Source organism: Sphingomonas daechungensis, from assembly GCF_014489495.1.
Lineage (GTDB): Bacteria > Pseudomonadota > Alphaproteobacteria > Sphingomonadales > Sphingomonadaceae > Sphingomicrobium > Sphingomicrobium daechungense.
In genome coordinates this window covers 2,263,046-2,284,281 of record NZ_CP060780.1, presented here as the reverse complement: position 1 = coordinate 2,284,281, position 21,236 = coordinate 2,263,046, and the positions used below count along the sequence as shown (strand labels likewise).

Sequence of the window (21,236 nt, the reverse complement as noted above, 5' to 3'; positions counted from 1 at the left end):
GAACGCTACACTTAGTTTGGCGTTGAACTAATAAGCAGGCTTATTATATGTAGGGCTATGGAAGACTTGCCGTTTCAAATTGCCGAGACCGCGCACGCGCTTCGCAAGTCGTTCGACCGGCGAGCGTCGGCGCTTGGCGTAACCCGCGCGCAATGGAAGGTATTGCTTCGCCTGACGCGGATGCCGGGCCTCCGCCAGGTCGAGCTCGCCGACATGCTGGACGTCGAGCCGATCACGCTGTCACGCATCGTCGACCGGCTTGAAGAGGCTGGCCATGTCGAGCGAACGCCGGACCCCGCCGACCGTCGCGTTTGGCGGCTTCAAGTCACCGAGCGGGCAAAGCCGCTCGTCGCCCGCCTTCGAGGCATCGGACACGAACTGGTCGAAGAAGCGTTCGACGGGATCGAACCGAGTGAGCTTGAGCGCGTGAGCGCCATTCTCGCTCGCGTCAGGGAAAATGTTTCAGTGATCCAGCGCGGCCGGAAAGCAGCCGAGGCATGAACGAGATGAAGCAGGAAAAGATCAGCGGAACCCCACCGAGGTGGATGAGGCGACCACGGCCGCCGCGGCCGAAGTCATCGACGAGCCCCGGCCGAGCAGGAGGCGCTGGCTGCGGCCCTTCCTGCTTCTCATCGTGCCCGCTTTGTTGTTGCTTGGCGGCGGCTACTACTGGCTCGAAAGCGGCGACAGCGTTTCCACGGACAATGCCGCGGTGAAGCAGGATATCGTCTCCGTCAGTTCGCAAGTGAACGGGCCCGTGATTGCCGTGAATGTGAAGAACGGCGACGTCGTGAAGCGCGGCCAGATCCTTTTCCGTATCGATCCGGAGCCCTTCCGCGTCGCGCTTGAGCAGGCGGAAGGCCAGCTCGCGGCAGCCCGGCTGCAGACCACGCAGCTGCGCACCCAGGCTTCCGGCACCGGCGCCGACATCACTGGCGCGGCGGCCAATCTTCAGATCAAGCAGAATGCTTTGTCGCGTCAGTCGGCGCTGCTGAAGCGCGGCTTCACGACGCGCGCCGACTATGAGGATGCGCTCAACGAGGTCCGCACTGCGGAAACCGCTCTGGCGGACGCCAGGGCGCGGGCAGCGAATGCACATGCGGCGCTCGCTCCGGGTGAGCAGCCTTCGATCGCGCAGGCCCAGGCGGCCGTCGACAAGGCGAAGCTCGACCTTTCCCGCACGGAGATCCGTGCGCCGATGGACGGCACCATCGCCAATGCCGACCGCCTCCAAGTCGGTCAGATGGCCGTGCAGGGGGTGGGCATGATCTCTCTCGTTCACAACCAGAACGCGTGGGTCGAGGCCAATTTCAAGGAAAAGGACGTCGGCAAGATGCTCCCGGGCCAGCGCGCGAAAATCGAGATCGACGCTTATCCGGGGCAGGAATTCAAGGCACACGTCCAGAGCATTGGCGCCGGCACGGGTAGCGAGTTCGCGATCATCCCGGCGCAGAACGCCAACGGCAACTGGGTCAAGGTCACTCAGCGCGTTCCGGTCCGAATCGCCTTCGACGGGTCACCCTCGAAGCCAATGATTGCCGGCCTGTCCTCGGACGTCACCGTCTACTTCGACAAGTAGGTCGCGGTTCTTGGCCGACACTCCGGCACATCTCGCTGCGCACCCGCTTCCTGCAGGCGAACGGATCATCGTCACCGTCGGGGTGATGATGGCCGTCCTCCTGCAGGTGCTGGACACGACGATCGCCAACGTGGCGCTGCCGCACATGGCGGCAGATCTCAGTGCGACGCAGGACCAGATCAACTGGGTCCTGACGAGCTACATCGTCGCGTCGGCGATTGCGCTGCCGATCAGCGGCTGGCTCGCCGACAAGGTAGGACGCAAGCGCCTGCTCCTGATCAGCGTGGTCGGATTCACCATCGCGTCGGTTCTGTGCGCCTCCGCAGTTTCGCTGTCCGAGATGGTGATCTTCCGCGCACTTCAAGGTGTCAGCGGTGCATTCATCGTCCCGCTCGCCCAGGCCACCCTGTTCGACATCAACCCGCGCGAGAAGCATGGACAGGCGATGGCGCTGTTCGGGGCGGCGTGATGATTGGCCCGATCCTCGGCCCGGTCCTCGGCGGCTGGCTGACTGACAATTACAACTGGCGGTGGGTCTTCCTGGTCAACCTGCCGGTCGGCGTGATCTGCGCCCTGATCATGCTGCGCTACATGCCGAAGACGGACACGCTTCAGCGCAAGTTCGACATGTTCGGCTTCGCCCTGCTCGCGATCGCTCTTGGCGCCCTTCAGCTGTTCCTCGACCGCGGCCAGCAGGAAGACTGGCTGTCGAGCTGGGAAATTCGCATCGAGCTCGGCTTCGCGATCGCCGCGTCGTGGATGTTCGTGGTGCACATGATCACCGCCCGCGAACCGCTATTCGACAGGGCCCTGTTCAAGGATCGAAATTTCGCGACGGCGTTGTTGTTCATGGCGGTCACTGGCGTTCTCTTGCTCGCCGGCCTCGCCTTGCTGCCGCCATTGCTCCAGAACCTGTACGGATATTCGGTGCTGCAGTCGGGCTTTCTCACCGCACCTCGCGGTGTCGGCACCCTGATCTCCATGCTTCTCGCCGGACGGCTGACCGGGAAGATCGACTCCCGAATCCTGGTCGGCATCGGCGTTGCGCTAATGGGCATTTCGCTCTGGATGATGACCGGCTTTGCGCTCGACCAGCCGTCGCGGCCGGTGATCATGAGCGGGATCGTCCAGGGCCTCGGCCTTGGCCTCATCTTCGTGCCGCTCCAAAGTTTGGCGTTCGAGACACTTGCGCCGATGATGCGAACGACGGCGGCCGCCTTGCTGAACCTGTCGCGAAACATCGGCGGATCGATCGGCATCGCCGTCGTCAGCGCTCAGCTCGTGCGGATGACGCAGGTCGCGCACGCAGACATCGCGAGCACCATCACCGAGCAGACGATCCCGACCGCCGATCCAACCTTGCTTCAGACCATCGCGCCGGGCGGGTCGACGGCCATTGCGATGATCAACGCGGAAGCGACGCGACAGGCGGTGTTCATTGCCTATCTCGACGATTTCAAGCTGATGATGCTGGTCACCTTCGCCGTGCTTCCGCTGCTGCTGCTGATGAAGAAGGGCCAGCAGGGGAAGGGCGAGAAGCCCGCAATGGCGATGGACTAAACCGCTGACGAAGCGAGCCAGCGGGGCCGCCGAAATGATCGTGCCGGTTTACGCCGCCGGATAATCCGCGAGGGCAGCGGAAAGGTCAGCGATCAGGTCGTCGGGATCCTCGAGGCCGATGTGCAGTCGGAGTAGGGGGCCACCGTAATCGCGCAGAGCCGCAGTGCGCAGGTTGTCGGTATCCGCCGACATTGCGAGGCTTTCGAACCCGCCCCAGCTGTAGCCGATCCCGAACAGCTCCAGGCTGTCGATCAGGCGATCGAGATCGGCGGCGGAGCCGCCCTTGAGGGCAACCGAGAAGAGGCCGGTCGATCCTGTGAAATCCCGCTTCCAGAACGCATGCCCGGGGCAATCGGCGAAGGCGGGGTGGATGACCCGTGCGACCTGCGGCTGGTCCTTCAGCCAGTGGGCGACCTTGACCGCGCCCAGCTCATGCTGGCGGAGGCGGGCGCCGAGCGTGCGCAAACCCCTCGCAACGAGATAGGCGTCGTCGGGGCTGACATATTGCCCGAAGCTTCGGCTGGTTCGCGTCAACCTGGTCATGTGCGAGGTCGCCGCAGTCACGGCGCCCATCATCACGTCGGAGTGGCCGGAGATATATTTGGTGCAGGCGACCACCGACAAATCGACGCCCTTGTCGATCGCGGTGAAGAAGAAGGACGTGGCCCAGGTATTGTCGAGCAGGGTCGACAGCCCACGCGCCTTCGCCATCGCGCAAATGCCGGGAACGTCCTGCACTTCGAACGTCAACGATCCCGGGCTTTCCATGAAGACCGCGCGCGTCTTCTCGCCGATCAACGCTTCGATCTCGGCGGGCGACGACAAAGGATCGTAATAGACGGTGCTGACGTTCAGCCGCTTGAGCTCGCGGTCGCAGAAATGCCGTGTCGGTCCATAGGTGCTGTCGACCATCAAGAGCTCGTCCCCTGGCGCGAGAACGCTGGTCAGCGCGATGGATACCGCCGCCGACCCGGACGGAAACAGCATCGTCCCTTCCGCGCCGGGCTCCAGCTCGGTCAGCGCCTCCGCCAACGACCATTGCGTCCAGGTACCATTGCGCCCGTAGCTCAGCCGTCCGTTGACGGGAGGATACGCCTCCCGCGAGGCTTCCATATTGTCGAAGAGGACGGTCGAGGTGCGCGAGACTGGCACGTTGACCATGTTGCGCAGCCATTCCTTGCGCCGGCCGCCTTGGACGACTTTCGTGTCCGGATGCTTGTCGTTTGCCATTTGCGGTCCTTATCGACTGCGAAGCCGATGAAGAGTCAAATCGCCATCCGCGTGACGACGCGCTCCGCCCGGCCGGGCATCGGCGGATGGCGACCGGGTGCCGACGGTCGCGAGGAGCTGGAAGTCCGCGTCGCGGAGCCGCCCGCAGACGGAGCGGCGAACGCTGCTGTTATCGCCATGCTTGCCAAGGCGCTCCGCCTCCCGCGCGGCGACGTCCGCATAGTGAGCGGCGAGGCGAGCCGGCACAAAAGGATTGGTCTGCCGCTGGACGACGCGGAAGCCAGGAATCGCCTGTCCCGCTGATGGGCCTTTCGCAAGCAACCAGCCCCACTCGAATCAGACACCGCCGTTTACTTCTCGGCAGCACCGAAGTGCTAAGCCGTCGCGATTGGCAAATGTGATGGCAAGCTCGGCACCCACTGCTCATGACGGTGATCCCTTCGCGGACCGGCGGGCCTATCCGCGGGTCCCGGTGGCACTGCCTGCCTTTCTTCAGGTCCAAGATGAGCGACATTCGGTTCAGCTGCTCGACCTGTCTGCGGGGGGTGCAAAGTTGATCAGCCCGCTCTCGCTTGCAACCGGGACGGCCGTGACATTGGACTGCGGAACACTCGGCCGCGTGGCGATCGTCCGGTGGCGCAGCGGCGAGGTGATCGGAGTCAGCTTTGAGACGGAGCTCGAGGCTCGCGAAATCACTGCGCTCATCCAGCGGTCGGAGGCACTTCAGAAGCTCATGCAGACCCGGGAATAACGGCGGCAATCTACGATATTCCAGCCGGCGTGGTTAACGCCGGCGCGTTCGCAAGTGCACAAAATTCATTGTTGCAACTGCGAAACAAGTTTGAGATTGGTTGCCGGCACGTTCTTCATGGAGCGCCGGGCATGACGATCGCAATCTGCTTCCTTATCGCGCTGATGCGCGCCTGATCGCGCGGACTGGCAAGACGCGTCTCGCGACTAGTCCGCGATCAGGCTCATGCAGGTGACGCCGGCTTCGGCCTTCTGAAGCTCCGATACATCGACCTCGACTACATGCAGGCCCAGTCTGCGAAGTTTCTCCGCGGCTTTCGGATTGCCCGCGGGCAGGATGATGCGGTCGAATAGTCGCACGCAATTGCCGGCAGCCGGCTCTTCGGGATCCACGGCCACAGGACGAACGCCCGCAAACTGAGCGGCGTCTACGGCCTTCGGATTGTGAAGCAGGAGGGGAGTCCCCTGGTCATCCGCCCCGGCAAGCGTTGCGCCCGTCTTCAGGTGGAGGCACTCGGCCAACTCGGCCGTCACGACATTGAAGCCGAATGTCCCGGCCAACCTTCGTAGAGCCCCGATCCCCTCGGCATCTGTCCGCGTGGAGAGGCCGACGTATAGCGTGGTCCCGATGCGAAGAACGTCGCCGCCATCGACGTGCCCCGCAGGCAGGCGGTGCAGCGGGAAGTGGTCCGCGAGGCCGCTTGCGGTGGATGAGGTCTCCGCGGCGCGAGAGGCGACGCCCGGGTTGAGGATAATCGCGCGGCCGTCGAGGAGGAGAGCCGTGTCCTCCACGAAGACGCCATCGGGGTGCTCCGGGAGATCGGGGAGGCGAATGACCTCGTATCCCGCGTCCGACAGCGCCTGCTCGTAGGCGGAATGCTGAGCTTTTGCCCTGGCCGCGTCGATCGGCACGCGATCGAGATGGGTGAGCTCGCAGTCGGATAGTTTCGGGCTCACCGCCCGGGTGAAGGCTTTCGGCATGCTGTTGCCTTAGAATCGAAAAGGGCGGCCCGGAAGCTCCGGACCGCCCTTCGCGTGACGTTCGGTAAAGCGTTTAGCGCTTCGAGAACTGGAAGCTGCGGCGTGCCTTTGCGCGGCCGTACTTCTTGCGCTCGACGACGCGCGGGTCGCGGGTCAGGAAGCCTGCCTGCTTGACCGTCGTGCGGAGCGCCGGTTCGAAGCGGCTGAGCGCCTGGGCGATGCCATGCTTCACGGCGCCAGCCTGGCCCGACAGCCCGCCGCCCTTGACGGTGGCGACGATGTCGTACTGACCGGTGCGATCCGTGATGTCGAACGGCTGGTTGATGACGAGGCGGAGCGACGGTCGCGCGAAGTAGGTCTCCTGGTCGCGGCCGTTCACTTCGATCCTGCCCGAGCCTGGCTTCAGCCAGACGCGCGCAATGGCGTCCTTGCGGCGGCCGGTCGCGTAGGCGCGGCCATACTTGTCGAGCTGCTGCTCGCGAAGCGGCGTCTCGGCCTGGACCGGAGGCGGCGGCGGAGCGGCTTCAGCGGCCTCGGCCTGAGCCGGAGCAGCGTCTGCAGCGACCGGAGCCGGCTGCGCGGCCTGCTGGCCGGTCAGCTCAGCGAGGTCGGAAAGGGACTGGCGAGTGTCGGACATTATGCGCCCACCTTGTTCTTGCGGTTCATCGACGCGACGTCGAGAGTTTCGGGGTTCTGGCCGCCGTGCGGGTGCTCGGTGCCATTGTAGAGGTGCAGCGCGCGCATCTGGTCGCGGCCGAGCGGGCCACGCGGGATCATGCGCTCAACCGCCTTCTCGAGAACGCGCTCGGGGAAACGGCCCTCGAGGACCTTGCCAGCAGTAACGCCCTTGATGCCGCCCGCGTAACCGGTGTGCTTGTAGTACACCTTTTGCTGCAGCTTGCGACCGGTGAAACGGACCTTGTCTGCATTGATGACGACGACATGGTCGCCGCAATCGACGTGCGGGGTGTAGCTCGGCTTGTGCTTGCCGCGCAGGATATTGGCGATAATCGTCGCGACACGGCCGACAACCAGCCCGTCTGCATCGATCAGGTGCCACTTCTTTTCGACCTCAGCCGGCTTGGCCGACTTGGTCGTCTTCATCAGCGCCTTCATGGCGTTTGCCTCTTTCAAAAACGGGAAAGCGGCACCCAATTGGCGCCGCTGTCGGAGGGGCCAATGGCAGCGGAGGGCGAATTCGTCAAGCAAATCCGGCTGTTTGACGGCGGGTAAAATAATACCGGAAGCCAAGCAACCCGCTCCGGATTGCAGGAATGCTTAAGCAGCCGCTGCCCTGCCGGGACTTAACATTCTTGCCGCGTGGGGCCGCTCGATCGGAGCGGCGCGATTGAGGGCGGCGGCAGTGAAGCCTCGTGAGGACCGGCAGAAGGTGATGGTCAAGGCCAGGATGCGCAGCGGCGCGTCGTGGCACGACGTCTGCATCCTCAACGCCTCGCTTCATGGGCTCGGCATCCAGTCGGCTGAGCGGCCGCAGCGAGGGACCTACGTCGAGATCTGCCGCGGGACGCAGTCGATCGTCGCCCGGGTGGCATGGGCGAAGGGGCACCGCGTGGGGCTTCGGTCGCAGGATCCGATCTTCCTGCGGGCGCTGCTCAACGGTCATTCGACTGCTGCTCCGGAGAGGGCGGGGCGTCCGATCGAGCGGCGCCGGGCGTTACGAGTGCCCCAGGCGCGGCACGATCAAAGCCGGCTCGTCGGACGGACGATGGAGTTTGCGGGGATTGCAGTGATCGCCGGCGCCTTGGCCCTGAGCGCGTTCGGCGCGGTCGAGCAGGCCTTGGCAGCGCCGCTGTCAAAGATCAGCAAGGCGCTAGATTAGAAACCCGCTTCCACCGCGAGCCTGATCGCTTCCGCGGAACTGGTGACACCGAGCCGCTCGAGCAGCAGGGCGCGGTGCATCTTCACCGTCTTCTCGCTGATCTTCAGCTCCCAGGCGATCTGCTTGTTGAGCAGGCCGCGCGCCATGCCCTGGAGAACCTCCTTCTGCCGCGCAGGGAGACCTGCGATCAGGGCTACCGCGCGCTGACGGCGACCCGACAGGCGGTCATCCGAGGGCGGCCCAAGATCGACTTGAGAGCCGAGGAACCAGGCTAGTCCGCCCTCGGGGTCGAACAAGGGCGTGATCATCACTCCGTTGCGGAATGGCGTGCCGTCCCGACGATAGTTGAGGATGTCGACCAGGACCGGCCGGCGCCCGCGAAGCGCGTCGCGGATTTCGTCGGTGACCCAGTCTTCGGTGTTTTCTCCGGCAAGGAAGCGGCAGTTCCGGCCGACCACTTCATTTTCGTCGTAGCCGGTCAGCTGGCAAAAAGCGGAATTGGCGACCTCGATGGGATTGTCGGGCAGTCGCGGGTTGCTGACCACCATCGCAAGCGGGGACGCGCCTACCGTCTCGATCAACTGGCGATGGTCTTCGTTCAAAAACAGCTCCTGATTGCCGCGCTTACCTGTAGCAGTGTAGCCTGCTGGCCGGGGCGGCGAAAGCGATTGGGGAGAGCACCTTGGGGGAGTTGCCGTTCGCGGGAGTGGAACTGGGCGGCACCAAATGTGTGTGCACTCTTGCTGTTTCGCCGGAGCGGATCCTGCGGCAGGAGACCGTTCCAACGGCGACGCCCGAGGAGACTTTGGGGGCCATTGCAGAGATCCTGTCCGAATGGGCGCGCGACGGCGTTGCGGCCCTTGGGATCAACAGTTTCGGACCGGTCGATCTGCGGACGGGCTCGCCGACGTTCGGGTTTATCACCACGACGACGAAGCCTGGCTGGTCGCAAGTCGATGTTGCTGGGCGCCTTGCCCGCGCTGCGGGAACGTCGGTTGCGTTCGATACTGATGTCAATGGAGCCGCGCTTGCCGAAATGCGGTGGGGTTCGGGGCGCGGTTTCCATGATTTCGCCTACATTACGGTCGGCACCGGCGTCGGGGTCGGCCTTGTTGCCAACGGCCGGCCGATGCGGGGGTTCGCGCATAGCGAGCTTGGTCACATCCGCCCGGCGCGACTTCCCGGCGACACCTGGCCGGGTTCGTGCAGCTTCCACGGGGACTGCGTCGAGGGCCTTGCGTCTGGAACCGCTTTGAAGGCGCGCTTGCAGGGCCGCGCAATCGACAGCGTTCTCGAGGATGATCCGGTTTGGGAAAGCGTCGCGTCGGCCCTCGCGCAGCTTTGCCATACGCTTGTCTGCGCGGCGTGCCCGATGCGGATCGCGATCGGTGGCGGCGTCATCGAGCGGCAGCCTCATCTGCTCGCCCGGATCCAGACCATGTTGATCGAGAGCTTCAACGGTTACCTTGCATTGCCTCGGACGGACTATGTCGTCGCTCCGGAACTCGGGACCCAGGCGGGGCCGATGGGCTCAATCGCCCTGGCGATGGATGCAGCCTCGGCGCGGTAAGCCGTTTTCCGGCTTGTGACGTAGGGCATCCCTGCCACCAAGACGCCGCCATTATTCTGGGGAGAGTGAGCTTGGCGCAATCGGACGGCCGTTCGGCAACAGTGACCAGCGCCTATGCGATCGTCACCTGCCTGTTCTTTGCATGGGGCTTCATTACATCGCTGGTCGATCCGCTAGTCGCGGCCGTGAAGGGCATTTTCCAGCTTAGCGATGTCGAAGCGCAGCTTAGCGCGTCGGCATTCTTTATCGCTTATGGCGTGATGAGCATTCCGGCCGCAGTTCTCCTTTCTCGGCGCAAGGCCGTCGGAACGGTGCTCATCGCTTTGGCGCTGATGGTCGCGGGCTGCCTGATCATGCTCGCCGCCGCGAACATCGCCGTTTACGAGCTTGTGCTGCTGGGCCTCTTCGTCCTCGCGAGCGGGATTACGATTTTGCAGGTTGCCGCAAACCCACTGGCAGCCGCGTTGGGGGCGCCTGAGCGAAGCCATTTCCGGCTCACCTTCAGTCAGACGTTCAACAGCCTCGGCACGTTTATCGGACCGTACCTCGGGCTGCGCTCTTCCTGAAGGGCGTCGAGGTGAAGCACGGAACCGCGATCTCGGACGAGGTGCGAGCCCAATCGCTCGCCGGCATCGACCGCGCTTTCTTCTGGATTGCCGGGCTGATCGTCCTGGTCGGAATCGTGATCTGGTTGGGCCGTCGGGTGATTAGCGCTTCGGCGCCGGCACCGTCCGACGAGACCGCTCGTCGGGGGATATTGGCGACGTTCCGAGATGCGACGTCCTCGCCCTGGGCACTGTTCGGCGGCCTCGCGATCTTCCTCTACGTCGGAGCCGAGGTCGCAATCGGAACGCAAATGGCGTTCTTCCTCAACAGCGATCGCGTCTGGGGCATTCCTCTGGAAAGCGCCGCCAAGTTCGTCAGTCTCTATTGGGGCGGGGCGATGGTCGGTCGGCTGGTCGGATCCGCCTTGCTGACCAGGGTCGCGGCGCCGAAGCTGCTCGCGGCGTTCACCGGCATAGCATGCCTGATGTGCCTGTACGTCTTCGCGGTCGGCGGGGTGAACGCGGGCTATGTTGCGCTCTCGATTGGCTTGTTCAACTCGATCATGTTCCCGGTGATCTTCACGATCACGCTGGAGCGTTCGACGGCTTCGGAGGAGGCAACATCCGGCTTCCTGTGCTTCTCGATCATCGGCGGCGCTGCCATCCCGCCGCTTGTTGGACTGGTGTCGCAGAACAGCGACTACGTCACCGCCCTCATCGTGCCCGCGATCTGCTACGCGATCCTGTGCTTCTTCGCGATCTCGGCTGGACGAGCACGGATCGCTCACCCGACAGGCGTCGAGCAGCCGGTCTCGGCGGTCTAGGCGTTCCCGAGTGGGCCGACGCTTTGTTCGGCCCACTCGGCATAGCTGAGCAGCAATTTTTCGATCGGCCAGACAGCGATGCACGGCACGTCGTAACTGTGCAGGCCGGCGATGCGCGAAATCAACGCGTCTGCCGCTTCGCCAGTGGTCTTGAGGATCGCCGGCACTTCCTCGGCTGTCTCAACCTCGCCCTGCCAGCGATAGATCGACCGGCAGGTCCCAAGGATGTTGATGCAGGCGGCTAGCCTTTCCTCGACCACGGTTCGGCCGATGCGCTCGGCTTCCTCGGCAGTCGCGAAGATCGCGTAGACGGAGACGACGCTCATGCCGTCTTTCGTCCAAGGACGTGCGCTCCCCAGACCGTCGCGATCACCAGGCCTGCTCCGACCGCCTGATGCAAGGCGGCCAGCCAGATCGCGACCCCGCTGAGGACCGTAAAAATGCCGAGGAGAACCTGTGTTCCGAACGCAGAATGGATGGCAATCGAAGCGGCCCGACCGCCCTCGAGCTGGCGGATGTGGCGGGCGAAAATAATGAGCAAGACCACGACTACCCATGCCCACCAGCGGTGGATGAAGTGGATCAGGAAAGGATCATTCGTGAAGGCGTGAAGTGCACCCCGGCTCCAATCCACGCCATCCGGATAAAGGCGGCCCTGCATTGTCGGCCAGTCATTGGCGACCTGTCCGGCATTCAGGCCCGCGACCCACGCCCGAACAGAAGCTGAATGAAGAGTGCGGCGAGCACGATCACCGAGGAGCCGTTCAAGCGGGCGGGTCGGCTTGCGCCGGTCTTCGCCAGCTGTCTCAAGTCCAGTGCAACCCACACGCAGGCGGCCATGATGGTCAGCGCCAGCAAGAGGTGAGCGGAGAGCCGGAAGTGGCTCACGTCGGTCCGATCCACCAGTCCCGACATGACCATATACCAGCCGAGCACGCCCTGGAGCCCGCCGAGGACGAGCAGGCCGACCAGCTTCCAGCCATAACCCTGCGGGATGGCCCGCTTCGCGGCGAACCATACCAAGGGCACGGCGAACACGACGCCAATCAGCCGGCCGATCAGGCGGTGCAGCCATTCCCAGAAGAAGATGAACTTGAACTGGGCCAGAGTCATTCCGGCGGGGCAGTTGATCTCCAGATACTCGGGTGTCCGCTGGTAGAGTTCGAACGCGTGCTGCCATTCTGACTGCGTCAGTGGTGGGATCGCTCCCGTGACTGGCTTCCATTCGGTGATCGACAGGCCGCTTTCAGTCAGGCGCGTGATCCCGCCGACGACGACCATCAGGAAGACCATCGCGGCGACGGCCATCAGCCAGTTGGAAATGGCGAGCGGACGCCTGGCCGGCCTGTCGGTCGCGCGGGGCAGGGAAGGGTCGAGTCCATTGCGGCGGGCGTATCGGGCGGCGGGATCGCTTTGCCAAGAGCGCGAAGCCCGGGTTTGCATCATGAAATTTTGTCCATGTGATGTTGTAACCTTAAGAAGTGCACGTTATATCCTTGCCCATCATGGCAATCGCGCTTCACACCCGGAGGCTCGACCGGATGGCCATTGGCCTGTCCGGCCTTTGCCTCGTGCATTGCCTGGCGACTGCCGTTCTCCTGGGTGTCGTTTCGGCGGCGGGCGGGTTTCTCGGTGCCCCGATCATCCACGAAGTCGGCCTCAGTCTGGCCATGATCCTCGGCAGCTTCGCGCTGGGCCGCGGGATCATGGAACACGGCTTCATGTTGCCGAGCGCGGTGGGCAGCCTCGGCCTTGGTGTCATGGCGGGTGCGCTGACCCTTCCTCACAACGGATCCGAAGCGCTCTACACCGTCGTCGGCGTCGGCGTTCTGGCCCTCGGCCATCAACTCAACCGGATCGCGGGCGACTGAGCACGCGCTTGCGGGCCAACGGCCGCAGGACTATCTCCAACCCATGGGTGCGCACGAGCATCAACTTCATCAGGGCGAGTCGCTCAAGAAGGCCGCGCGCGAGCAGCTAACCAGCCGTGGCGAGCAGTGGACCGGAATGCGGGAATCGGTGTTCGAAGCCCTCGCCGGCTTCGACCGTCCGGCGAGCGCCTACGACATCGCTGAGGCGGTTTCGAAGAACCAGGGACGCCGGGTTGCGGCCAACAGCGTCTATCGGATCCTCGACTTGTTCGTGGGGGCCAACCTGGCGCGCCGGGTGGAGAGCGCCAACGCTTATGTCGCCAACGCGCATCCCGACTGCCTCCACGACTGCATCTTCCTGATCTGCGACAATTGCGGGCAGGCGGTGCACATCGATGACGACGCCTTGTCCGGCGGAGTTCGGAAGGCTGCGGCAAGCGCCGGATTTTCATCCGCCCGCCCGGTGATTGAGGTGCGCGGCACCTGCGGGGAATGCGACAGCAACTGACCCGGTCGGGGCAGTCCCCACCTGAGCAATCCGTGAGCAATACGTGAATTGGCCCAGCTTGGGTGACATCACGCCGGGTTCCCGATACATGCCAGCCCATGTCCGACCGGCCCGTAACACCGTTGCTCGACACGGTTCCGTATCCTCAAGATATTCGCAAGCTGGACAGGGAGAAACTCCCGCAGCTGTCCGATGAACTGAGGCAGGAAGTCATCTCCGCGGTCTCCGTGACCGGCGGCCACCTCGGTGCGGGCCTTGGCGTGGTCGAGCTGACCGTCGCGCTCCACTTTGTTTTCGATACGCCCCACGACAAGCTGATCTGGGACGTCGGTCACCAGGCCTACCCTCACAAGATCGTTACCGGCCGACGCGACCGAATTCGTACGCTCCGGCAAGGCTCGGGCCTCAGCGGCTTCACCAAGCGGAGCGAAAGCGAGTTCGACCCATTCGGCGCGGCGCATAGCTCGACATCGATCTCGGCGGCCCTGGGCTTTGCCATCGCCAACAAGCTGTCGGGAGATCCCGGCAAGGCGATCGCGGTCATCGGCGACGGCGCGATGTCCGCCGGCATGGCCTATGAGGCGATGAACAACGCAGAGGCCGCCGGGAACCGGCTGGTCGTGATCCTCAACGACAATGACATGTCGATCGCGCCGCCGGTCGGCTCGCTTCGCAACGCGCTCGCGCGCCTGGTCAGCTCGAACAAGTATCTCGCTCCGCGCAAGCTCGCGCAAAGGATCGCGCGGGCAATGCCGGAGCCGTTGCACCGCACGGCTCGGCGGATGGAAGAATATGCGCGCGGCATGTTCACCGGCGGCACGCTCTTCGACGAGCTAGGGTTCTACTATGTTGGCCCGGTCGACGGGCACGACGTGGAGGCGCTGGTCGAGGTGCTCGAGAACGTCCGCGATGCGGACATCGGGCCGATGCTGGTCCACGTCGTCACCCATAAGGGCAAGGGCTACGGACCGGCGGAAAGCTCAGCGGATAAATATCACGGCGTCGTCAAGTTCGACGTGGTCTCGGGCAAGCAGGACAAGGGCCCGGTGGGGGTCCGCCCGCTTACCAGAATGTTTTTGGAGAGACGCTCGCAAAACTAGCGGAAGCTGATCCTCGCATTTGCGCGATCACTGCTGCGATGCCGTCCGGAACCGGCGTCGACAAGTTCGCCAAAGCCCATCCCGAGCGTGCGTTCGATGTCGGCATCGCCGAGCAGCACGGCGTGACCTTCGCCGCCGGCCTCGCCGCGCAGGGCATGCGGCCCTTCGTTGCGATCTATTCGACATTCCTGCAGCGCGCTTATGACCAAGTGGTCCACGACGTTGCGATCCAGAACTTGCCGGTTCGTTTCGCGATGGATCGCGCGGGTCTCGTGGGCGCCGATGGGGCGACCCATGCCGGAAGCTTCGACCTGGCCTATCTCTGCACTTTGCCAAATTTCGTCGTGATGGCGGCCGCGGACGAGGCCGATCTCGCGCGCATGGTCAAGACGATGCAGCTGCATGACAGCGGGCCGATTGCCGTCCGCTATCCGCGCGGAGAGGGTCGTGGAGTGCCGCTGCCTGCCGATCCCGAACCGCTGGAGATCGGTAAGGGCCGCGTCGTCAAGCAGGGCAGCAAGGTCGCGATTCTGTCGCTGGGAACGCGCCTCGCCGAAGCCGAGAAGGCTGCCGAGCAGCTGGAAGCCAAGGGTCTTTCGACCACCGTCGCCGACCTGCGCTTCGCCAAGCCGCTGGACGAGGCGCTGATCCGCAAGCTGCTGACCACCCACGAAGTCGCCGTGACAATTGAAGAAGCCGCGATCGGCGGCCTTGGCGCGCACGTCCTGACGCTTGCCAGCGACGAAGGCCTGGTCGACGCGGGTCTGAAGATCCGCACCATGCGCTTGCCCGACCGCTTCCAGGATCACGACAAGCCCGAGAAGCAGTATGACGAGGCGGGCCTCAACGCGCCCCAGATCGTCGAGACGGTGCTGAAGGCCCTGCGCGTCAACAGCGCGGGTGTCGAAGAGGTGCGGGCGTAGTCAAAGTCCGCGCAGACCAATTGCTGGTCAGCCGCGGGCTCGCGGACAGCCGGACGCGGGCGCAGGCGCTGATCATGGCGGGCGCCGTATTCAGTGGCGAGAGGAAGCTCGCGAAAGCGGGAGACATGCTAGCCGTTGAGGCGGCCCTCGAGGTCCGCGGAGGGACCATCCCTGGGTCTCGCGCGGCGGGATCAAGCTGGATCACGGCCTCAATCATTTCGGGTTTGATGTGACGGGTGCCGTCGGCCTCGACGTCGGGTCATCCACCGGCGGCTTCACCGACGTGTTGCTCTCGCGAGGCGCGGCGAAGGTTTATGCCGTCGACGTCGGGACCAATCAGCTTGCCTGGAAGCTGCGCAACGATCCTCGCGTGATCGTTCACGAGCAGACAAATGCGCGCGCATTGACCGCAGAGCAGGTCCCGGAGCCGATCGACACCGTCGTGTGCGACGCGAGCTTCATCTCACTGGCGAAGGTGCTCGAAGCGCCGCTCAAACTGGCAAGGCCCGGCGCGAATCTGGTTGCGCTCGTCAAGCCGCAGTTCGAGGCCGGGCGAGAGGAGGTGGGGAAGGGCGGCGTCGTCCGGAACCCCGAAGTGCACGAGCGCGTCTGCCTACAGGCCAAAGACTGGGTTGAATCGCAGGGCTGGACGGTGCTCGGGATCGAACGAAGCCCGATTACGGGTCCGGAAGGCAACGTGGAATTCCTGCTGGGAGCGCAGAAGAATGGTTGAGACTGTCCAGCGCCGTGCATGGTGGAAATTTGCCATAGTCACGGTCCCCGCGATCGAAATCCTTGGCGGCCTGAGTGGCTGGCTCTCCAACTCCGGTTACGGAAATCCGTGGTTTGATGGCCTCGTCAAGCCGTTCTTCATGCCGCCGGGCTGGGCCTTCGGCGTGGTCTGGCCGATCCTTTACGCTCTGCTTGGAATCGCGGTAGCGATGATCCTGGCCGAGCCGCCTTCGGCGAAGCGTCGCAACGCGCTGATCCTTTTCTTTGCCCAGCTGGCGCTGAATTTCGCCTGGTCACCCGTCTTCTTCGGCGCCCGAATGATCTATCCGGCGCTGGTCATTATCGTGGTGATGGTTGGGCTCGCGGCGCTTGCAGCCGGCCAGTTCCGGCAAATTCGGCCGGTGGCGGGGTACCTGATGCTTCCTTACCTGCTGTGGCTCTGCTTCGCGGCCGCACTCAACTCGGCGATCGGGAACCTGAACCCCGGCGCCTAGTCGTTCGTCGAAATTCCCGCACGCACCCCGTTTCATGATATAAGTGCGTCCTCAAAGAAGGGTGCGGGATATGCGAATTCTGCCTGCCGTCGGCCTTGCCATACTTGGAACGGCGGCGCCCGTTTCGGCGCAATGGGTGAAGATGCCGGAGCAAATCCGGACCCAGGAATATGAAACGGTCGCCCAGCCCGACAAGGTCGATTCGACCACGCAGGCGACGGACCTCCGCTTCAAGGAGGATGGCTACGACCGCATGACGGTTCCGGTGAAGGTTGCCGGCCATGGTCCTTACCGGTTCCTGATCGATACGGGCGCCGACCGCACGGCAATCTCGTCGGATCTCGCCCGCCAGCTTCGGCTGAACGGCCGCAAGGGAACGACACTTCACAGCGTCACCGGCGAAACGCAGATCGAGACTGCCAATGTCTCGGTTCTCGACATCACCGCGAAAGAGGTGAGGGACGTCGATGCCGCTTTGCTCGAATCCGAGCATATGGGTGCGGACGGGATCCTCGGACTCGATTCCCTGCGCTCCCAGCGAGTCCTGTTCGATTTCAAGAAGCAGACGCTGACGATCGTACCTTCGGCGAAATTTGTCGCCGAAGACAAGGATACGATCGTCGTCACCGCGAAGGTCCGCAATGGGCGACTGATCCTGACGAAAGCGAATGCCGAGCATATCCCGGTCACTCTCGTGATTGATACCGGCGCTCAGGTGTCGCTGGGCAACGAGGCGCTTCGCCGCAAGCTCAGCCAAGGCGGCAAGGTCAAGCGGACGGGCGAGGTGGAGCTCCAGTCCGTTTCCGGGGCGAAGCTCATGGGCGAATACACGATCGTTCGAGAGCTGAGCGTGGGCGGCATCACGCTAAAGAAGATGCCGGTGATCTTCACCAACTCGCCGGCCTTCAAACGGCTTGGCCTTGACGACAAGCCGGCACTCCTCCTCGGTATGAACGCGCTGAGGAGCTTCGACCGCGTTTCCATCGATTTCGCGCGGAAGAAGCTGAAGGTCGTGCTGCCGGAAACGAGCGAGTTGGAAACCGCCACCTTCGCTCTGCGCTGACTTAGACCCTAGCGGGCGCGTCCGACCTTCCCTATCTGCTCGCTCGGGCGCTCGCCGAACGCGTTGCCCGGCCCTTGGCGGTGGAGGAGATTGCAATGCAGTCCGAGAACAAGCTGTTCGACGACTTCGTGAAGATGGTGAACGGCGTTGCCGGGACCATGGCCGGAGTGGGCCGTGAGGCCGAAGCCTCCATGCGCGAAAGAGCGCGGGAATGGATGGCGGGTGCGGATTTTGTCAGCCGCGACGAATTCGAAGCCGTGAAGGCGATGGCCGCTGCGGCCCGCGACGAGAATGAGGCGCTCAAGGCACGGATCGTAGCTCTCGAGGCGAAAGTCGGCGGGACCGCAACCGCGGCGAAGCGTCCGACAAAGCCGAAGTCGAGCCCGGAGGCCTGATCCTGAGCGAGGAAGACGTCCAGGAAGAGCGCGACGACGGCGCTCCAATCGAAGTTCTCGAACAATATTTCGAGGCTCGTGGCTGGGCGTGCGAGCGTTCGGGCGAGGGAGAGATCGTTGCATCGGCGATCGGCAGCTGGACTCAGTACGAGCTTCGCGGAGTGTGGCGTCCCGAGGACCAGGTGCTTCAGTTCCTCGCCTTCCCCGACATCAAGGTGACGGCGGAGAAGCGCCAGGCCGTGTACGAGAGCCTGGGGTTGATCAACGAGCAGCTCTGGCTCGGCCATTTCGAAATGTGGTCGGGTCCGGCCTGATCGTCTTTCGCCACGCGACCATTCTCGACACGCGTGAGAACGACGGCCTGACGCTCGATCAGGCCGAAGCCATCATCGAAGCCGCGCTCGAGGAATGCGAGCGCTTTTATCCCGTGTTCCAGTTCGTGCTCTGGGCGGGAAATCGCCGGGCGAGGCCATTGCCGCGGCCCTGATCGATACGCACGGGAGGCTTAAACTGGTCCTGAATCCAATTTGGTTCATCGGCTGCGGCAACATAGCCGGAGCCATGGTCGAAGGCTGGCAGTCGGCGAACGTCGATCTCAGCGACGCGGTCGTCATCCGGCCGAGCGCGAAGCCCGTCCCGGGGCTCCGCGTCACCAGCAATTACGCCGCTGCGGGTCCCGCTCCGCGGCTGGTCATTCTCGGCTGCAAGCCGCAGCAGCTGGACGATGTCGTCTCCCGGCTGACGGCTCACCTGACCTCGCAGACTCTGGTCGTTTCGCTCCTGGTCGGCGTCGAGCTCGAGACCTTGCGGCAGAAGTTCTGGACGGCGGGGCGATCGTCCGCGCGCTTCCCAATCTGCCCGTGGCAGTGCGCCGTGGTGTCATCGCCTTGTACGGCGAGGACATCCCGGGCGAGCTGCACCAGGAAGTCTCCCAGCTGTTCGCGCAGCTCGGCTATGCCTTGTGGGTCAACAACGAGAGCAGCCTGGCGGCGGTCGGCTCGGTCGCGGGCGCAGGCCCTGCATATGTTGCAAGTTTCGTCGAAGCCCTGGCCAAGGCCGGGTCGAGCGCGGCCTTTCTTCTGAGCTAGCGGCTACCGTTGCTCTAGAGACCGTGCTGGGAACCGCCTGGATGGCCGCGTCCACCCACGAGAGCATGGGCGACGTCGTACGGCGCGTCGCCAGCCCGAATGGAACGACCGAGGCCGGGCTTGCCGTGCTTCGCCGCGACGACGTGCTCGACAAGCTGGTGTCCCTGACGGTGAGCGCGGCTTCGCGTCGTGCCGCCGAACTTGCCGAGGAGGCTAAGGGGCCCAAACTTGCCCAGGAAGCTCCTTCGGCCTAGTTCCGACCCCGTAACAGGGATGGAACATGATCGGCGAACTCACCTTGGACGATGACAGCCGCCTGGCGTTCGAACCGGCCGCAAAGCCGGTTCCCCCGGAAGAGCGCGCGCGCCTGCTCGAGGACCCGGGTTTCGGCCGGGTCTTCACGGACCACATGGCCATCATCGAATATGATGAGGCGAAGGGCTGGCACGACGCGAGGCTGACCGCGCGCCATCCGTTCACGATGGATCCCGCCGCACCGGTGCTTCATTATGCCCAGGAGATCTTCGAGGGGATGAAGGCTTATCGGCGGCCGGGCGGCGGAGCGGCCTTGTTCCGGCCCGATGCCAATGCCCGGCGATTCGCCAAATCGGCGATCCGCCTGGCCATGCCGCCGCTGCCCGAAGAGATGTTCCTGGACTCCGTCCGCGCGCTGGTGCGCGCCGACCGGGACTGGATTCCCGCGACCGAGGATGGGTCGCTCTATCTGCGGCCGTTCATGATCGCGAACGGATCGTTTCTTGGAATGCGCTCGTCGACGCAGTTCATCTACGCCGTAATTGCCTCGTCGGTCGGATCCTACTTCAAGGGTGACGCGGCGAGCGTATCTCTGTGGGTGACCCGTGAGTACGTTCGAGCGGCCCCTGGCGGTACGGGCGAAGCCAAGTGCGGTGGCAATTATGCGGGTAGCCTGGTTGCCCAGGCGGAAGCCGTCCGGAACGGTTGCGACCAGGTCGTCTTCCTCGACGCCACCGAGCGCCGCTGGGTCGAGGAACTTGGCGGAATGAACGTCTTCTTCGTGTTCGAGGACGGATCGATCCAGACGCCGCCGCTGGACGGAACCATTCTGCACGGTGTCACCCGGGATTCGCTGCTCACACTTGCGCGCGACATGGGGCTAACCGTCCGCGAAGAGCCCTATTCGATCGAGCAGTGGAAAGCCGACGCGGAAAGTGGTCGGCTGACCGAGGCATTCGCGTGCGGCACGGCGGCCGTCGTCACACCGATCGGCCGAGTGAAGGAAGCGGATGGTGAGTTCGCCATCGGCGGGCAGTCGACCGGACCGCTCACTTTGCGGCTTCGGTCCGCTTTGGTGGATATTCAACGGGGCGATGCTCCCGACCCGTATGGATGGGTCGAGCAAGTCTTCTGACGTCTATTCCCGTCGTCGAAGATCGAGAGGTCCAGCATTTCGCTCGGCCCGAACCATATCACATGCTCGGTGTGGTCGACGTAATCCGAGCCGGTGCTGGTGTGGGCAAAAATCGTCAGGCCATCCCGGTTGAGCGCCATCCATTGTGCGAAGTCACCGAACTCCTCAGGCAGGACCGTGAGCTGGCAACTGCCGCGCGGGTGAGGCCCGACCGGATTGGTGTGAAAGTGGCCAATGCGGAGGTTGAAACGCTCGCGAGCGGCGTGGGCGAGCTTCTCGGCGCGATCCAACTGGTCCGCGTCGAAATAAATGTGCGCATGGAAGTCGCGAATGGGGTTCTGGCTCATCGCGGCAACACTTAGCAGAGGCTGACGCCGAGCGCGAAGCTTGGGGTTCCCTTGATAGAAGCGGCAGCTATAAGCGCGCCTTCCCCGCATCGACGGGCCGCCTGCTGGGGCGTCGCCAAGTGGTAAGGCACCGGTTTTTGGTACCGGCATTCGCAGGTTCGAATCCTGCCGCCCCAGCCAAGCGATCAAGTCGCCGCCGATCCGGACTTTCTCATCGTTTTCATGGTTTTATCGTTGGCCTGTGCCGCGTATCGCCACGCTGAATGGTAGATGTAACTCCCAATTTCGCCGTCGATGCCAACGAGGACGGGGAAGCGACGCTCTTCTCGGTTCGCGCGTCCGACGGCTATTCGCGCAACTATCGCGTCGGTGGCGGGAGCATGGCGATTACCTTCGCTTCTTTGCCGACCTCGCCGAAGATTTCGGGACGCGCGGGCCGGGGACTC

The 21,236-nt window shown here is 64.0% G+C and carries 23 protein-coding genes, 1 tRNA gene and 6 pseudogenes; 22 read left to right on the top strand and 8 right to left on the bottom strand.

The features are described from left to right. Positions 1-66 precede the first annotated feature (66 nt). From H9L15_RS12300 to H9L15_RS12290, 3 genes and pseudogenes are all read left to right on the top strand, one after another. Positions 67-501: a MarR family winged helix-turn-helix transcriptional regulator gene (locus H9L15_RS12300; protein ID WP_223276222.1), complete on the top strand. Its 435-nt coding sequence runs from the start codon at positions 67-69 to the stop codon at positions 499-501. Between the two features lie 40 nt (positions 502-541). Further along, positions 542-1,579, top strand: a complete 1,038-nt coding sequence (locus H9L15_RS12295) for an HlyD family secretion protein (protein WP_187714268.1) — start codon at positions 542-544, stop codon at positions 1,577-1,579. Positions 1,580-1,664: 85 nt separating this feature from the next. Next, positions 1,665-3,139 (top strand): annotated as a pseudogene (locus H9L15_RS12290) (DHA2 family efflux MFS transporter permease subunit). A 48-nt stretch (positions 3,140-3,187) separates the two neighbouring features. Here H9L15_RS12290 and metC read toward each other — a convergent pair. Beyond that, the gene (gene metC / locus H9L15_RS12285; RefSeq protein WP_187714267.1) at positions 3,188-4,369 is read right to left on the bottom strand and encodes a cystathionine beta-lyase; all 1,182 of its coding nucleotides are present in this window, start codon (positions 4,367-4,369) and stop codon (positions 3,188-3,190) included. Between the two features lie 27 nt (positions 4,370-4,396). Here metC and H9L15_RS12280 point away from each other — a divergent pair, with 27 nt between their 5' ends. Together H9L15_RS12280 and H9L15_RS12275 are read left to right on the top strand one after the other, a co-directional pair. Next, positions 4,397-4,672 (top strand): DUF167 domain-containing protein, encoded by a 276-nt coding sequence (locus H9L15_RS12280; protein ID WP_187714266.1) that lies wholly within the window; start codon positions 4,397-4,399, stop codon positions 4,670-4,672. A gap of 97 nt (positions 4,673-4,769) precedes the next feature. Further along, complete coding sequence (locus tag H9L15_RS12275) at positions 4,770-5,120, top strand: PilZ domain-containing protein (RefSeq protein ID WP_187714265.1); 351 nt, start codon at positions 4,770-4,772, stop codon at positions 5,118-5,120. Positions 5,121-5,326: 206 nt separating this feature from the next. Here the strand turns inward: H9L15_RS12275 and H9L15_RS12270 are convergent, their stop codons facing one another. The 3 genes from H9L15_RS12270 to rplM all read right to left on the bottom strand — a co-directional run bounded on the left by H9L15_RS12270 (position 5,327) and on the right by rplM (position 7,216). After that, positions 5,327-6,100 (bottom strand): dimethylarginine dimethylaminohydrolase family protein, encoded by a 774-nt coding sequence (locus H9L15_RS12270; RefSeq protein WP_187714264.1) that lies wholly within the window; start codon positions 6,098-6,100, stop codon positions 5,327-5,329. A gap of 73 nt (positions 6,101-6,173) precedes the next feature. Continuing rightward, entirely contained in the window at positions 6,174-6,737 is a 564-nt protein-coding gene (rpsI, locus tag H9L15_RS12265) for a 30S ribosomal protein S9 (protein WP_187714263.1), read from the bottom strand. Continuing rightward, positions 6,737-7,216, bottom strand: a complete 480-nt coding sequence (gene rplM, locus H9L15_RS12260; RefSeq protein ID WP_187714262.1) for a 50S ribosomal protein L13 — start codon at positions 7,214-7,216, stop codon at positions 6,737-6,739. Before rplM ends, rpsI begins: the two co-directional genes overlap by 1 nt. A gap of 247 nt (positions 7,217-7,463) precedes the next feature. On the opposite strand from rplM, the gene H9L15_RS12255 reads away from it, so the two are divergent. Next, the gene (locus H9L15_RS12255; protein ID WP_187714261.1) at positions 7,464-7,940 is read left to right on the top strand and encodes a hypothetical protein; all 477 of its coding nucleotides are present in this window, start codon (positions 7,464-7,466) and stop codon (positions 7,938-7,940) included. Here the strand turns inward: H9L15_RS12255 and H9L15_RS12250 are convergent. Beyond that, positions 7,937-8,542, bottom strand: a complete 606-nt coding sequence (locus H9L15_RS12250) for a LuxR C-terminal-related transcriptional regulator (RefSeq protein WP_317617516.1) — start codon at positions 8,540-8,542, stop codon at positions 7,937-7,939. The genes H9L15_RS12255 and H9L15_RS12250 overlap by 4 nt on opposite strands. Positions 8,543-8,622: 80 nt before the next feature. Between H9L15_RS12250 and H9L15_RS12245 the strand changes: the two genes are divergently transcribed. The 3 genes from H9L15_RS12245 to H9L15_RS17845 all read left to right on the top strand — a co-directional run bounded on the left by H9L15_RS12245 (position 8,623) and on the right by H9L15_RS17845 (position 10,879). Further along, a complete protein-coding gene (locus H9L15_RS12245; RefSeq protein ID WP_187714260.1) occupies positions 8,623-9,510 on the top strand; it encodes an ROK family protein in 888 nt (295 codons plus the stop codon). Between the two features lie 71 nt (positions 9,511-9,581). After that, positions 9,582-10,076 (top strand): MFS transporter, encoded by a 495-nt coding sequence (locus H9L15_RS17850; protein WP_223276221.1) that lies wholly within the window; start codon positions 9,582-9,584, stop codon positions 10,074-10,076. An 11-nt stretch (positions 10,077-10,087) separates the two neighbouring features. Further along, positions 10,088-10,879 (top strand): MFS transporter, encoded by a 792-nt coding sequence (locus H9L15_RS17845; protein WP_223276220.1) that lies wholly within the window; start codon positions 10,088-10,090, stop codon positions 10,877-10,879. Here the strand turns inward: H9L15_RS17845 and cutA are convergent. Then, complete coding sequence (cutA, locus tag H9L15_RS12235) at positions 10,876-11,205, bottom strand: divalent-cation tolerance protein CutA (protein ID WP_187714259.1); 330 nt, start codon at positions 11,203-11,205, stop codon at positions 10,876-10,878. The genes H9L15_RS17845 and cutA overlap by 4 nt on opposite strands. Then, positions 11,202-12,187 (bottom strand): annotated as a pseudogene (locus H9L15_RS12230) (COX15/CtaA family protein). Before H9L15_RS12230 ends, cutA begins: the two are co-directional and overlap by 4 nt. A gap of 197 nt (positions 12,188-12,384) precedes the next feature. Here H9L15_RS12230 and H9L15_RS12225 point away from each other — a divergent pair. From H9L15_RS12225 to H9L15_RS12175, 12 genes and pseudogenes are all read left to right on the top strand, one after another. Further along, the gene (locus tag H9L15_RS12225) at positions 12,385-12,750 is read left to right on the top strand and encodes a MerC domain-containing protein (protein ID WP_187715897.1); all 366 of its coding nucleotides are present in this window, start codon (positions 12,385-12,387) and stop codon (positions 12,748-12,750) included. Between the two features lie 43 nt (positions 12,751-12,793). Beyond that, on the top strand, positions 12,794-13,258 hold the full coding sequence (locus H9L15_RS12220; RefSeq protein WP_187714258.1) for a Fur family transcriptional regulator: 465 nt from the start codon (positions 12,794-12,796) through the stop codon (positions 13,256-13,258). A gap of 98 nt (positions 13,259-13,356) precedes the next feature. After that, positions 13,357-15,281 (top strand): annotated as a pseudogene (gene dxs, locus H9L15_RS12215) (1-deoxy-D-xylulose-5-phosphate synthase). A gap of 20 nt (positions 15,282-15,301) precedes the next feature. Next, a pseudogene (locus tag H9L15_RS12210) lies at positions 15,302-16,014 on the top strand (TlyA family RNA methyltransferase). Then, positions 16,007-16,507 (top strand): TspO/MBR family protein, encoded by a 501-nt coding sequence (locus H9L15_RS12205; RefSeq protein ID WP_187714257.1) that lies wholly within the window; start codon positions 16,007-16,009, stop codon positions 16,505-16,507. The pseudogene H9L15_RS12210 and the gene H9L15_RS12205 overlap by 8 nt, the downstream one beginning before the upstream one ends. A gap of 70 nt (positions 16,508-16,577) precedes the next feature. Then, positions 16,578-17,570, top strand: a complete 993-nt coding sequence (locus H9L15_RS12200) for an aspartyl protease family protein (protein WP_187714256.1) — start codon at positions 16,578-16,580, stop codon at positions 17,568-17,570. A 95-nt stretch (positions 17,571-17,665) separates the two neighbouring features. Further along, entirely contained in the window at positions 17,666-17,965 is a 300-nt protein-coding gene (locus tag H9L15_RS12195; protein WP_187714255.1) for an accessory factor UbiK family protein, read from the top strand. A gap of 2 nt (positions 17,966-17,967) precedes the next feature. After that, positions 17,968-18,466, top strand: a pseudogene (locus tag H9L15_RS12190) (YbjN domain-containing protein); the annotation flags it as partial. 60 nt (positions 18,467-18,526) lie between these two features. Further along, positions 18,527-18,694: pseudogene (locus H9L15_RS20460) on the top strand (hypothetical protein); the annotation flags it as partial. Between the two features lie 137 nt (positions 18,695-18,831). Next, on the top strand, positions 18,832-19,053 hold the full coding sequence (locus tag H9L15_RS17835; RefSeq protein WP_223276730.1) for a pyrroline-5-carboxylate reductase family protein: 222 nt from the start codon (positions 18,832-18,834) through the stop codon (positions 19,051-19,053). Then, entirely contained in the window at positions 18,987-19,307 is a 321-nt protein-coding gene (locus tag H9L15_RS12180; RefSeq protein ID WP_223276693.1) for a pyrroline-5-carboxylate reductase family protein, read from the top strand. The genes H9L15_RS17835 and H9L15_RS12180 overlap by 67 nt, the downstream gene beginning before the upstream one ends. 26 nt (positions 19,308-19,333) lie before the next feature. Next, positions 19,334-20,443 (top strand): branched-chain amino acid aminotransferase, encoded by a 1,110-nt coding sequence (locus tag H9L15_RS12175; RefSeq protein WP_187714254.1) that lies wholly within the window; start codon positions 19,334-19,336, stop codon positions 20,441-20,443. Here H9L15_RS12175 and H9L15_RS12170 read toward each other — a convergent pair. Further along, positions 20,392-20,790, bottom strand: a complete 399-nt coding sequence (locus H9L15_RS12170) for a DOPA 4,5-dioxygenase family protein (RefSeq protein WP_187714253.1) — start codon at positions 20,788-20,790, stop codon at positions 20,392-20,394. The two genes, H9L15_RS12175 and H9L15_RS12170, sit on opposite strands and share 52 nt — an antisense overlap. Before the next feature lie 105 nt (positions 20,791-20,895). Between H9L15_RS12170 and H9L15_RS12165 the strand changes: the two genes are divergently transcribed. Then, positions 20,896-20,970: transfer RNA gene (locus H9L15_RS12165), tRNA-Gln, on the top strand. Positions 20,971-21,236: the final 266 nt, after the last annotated feature.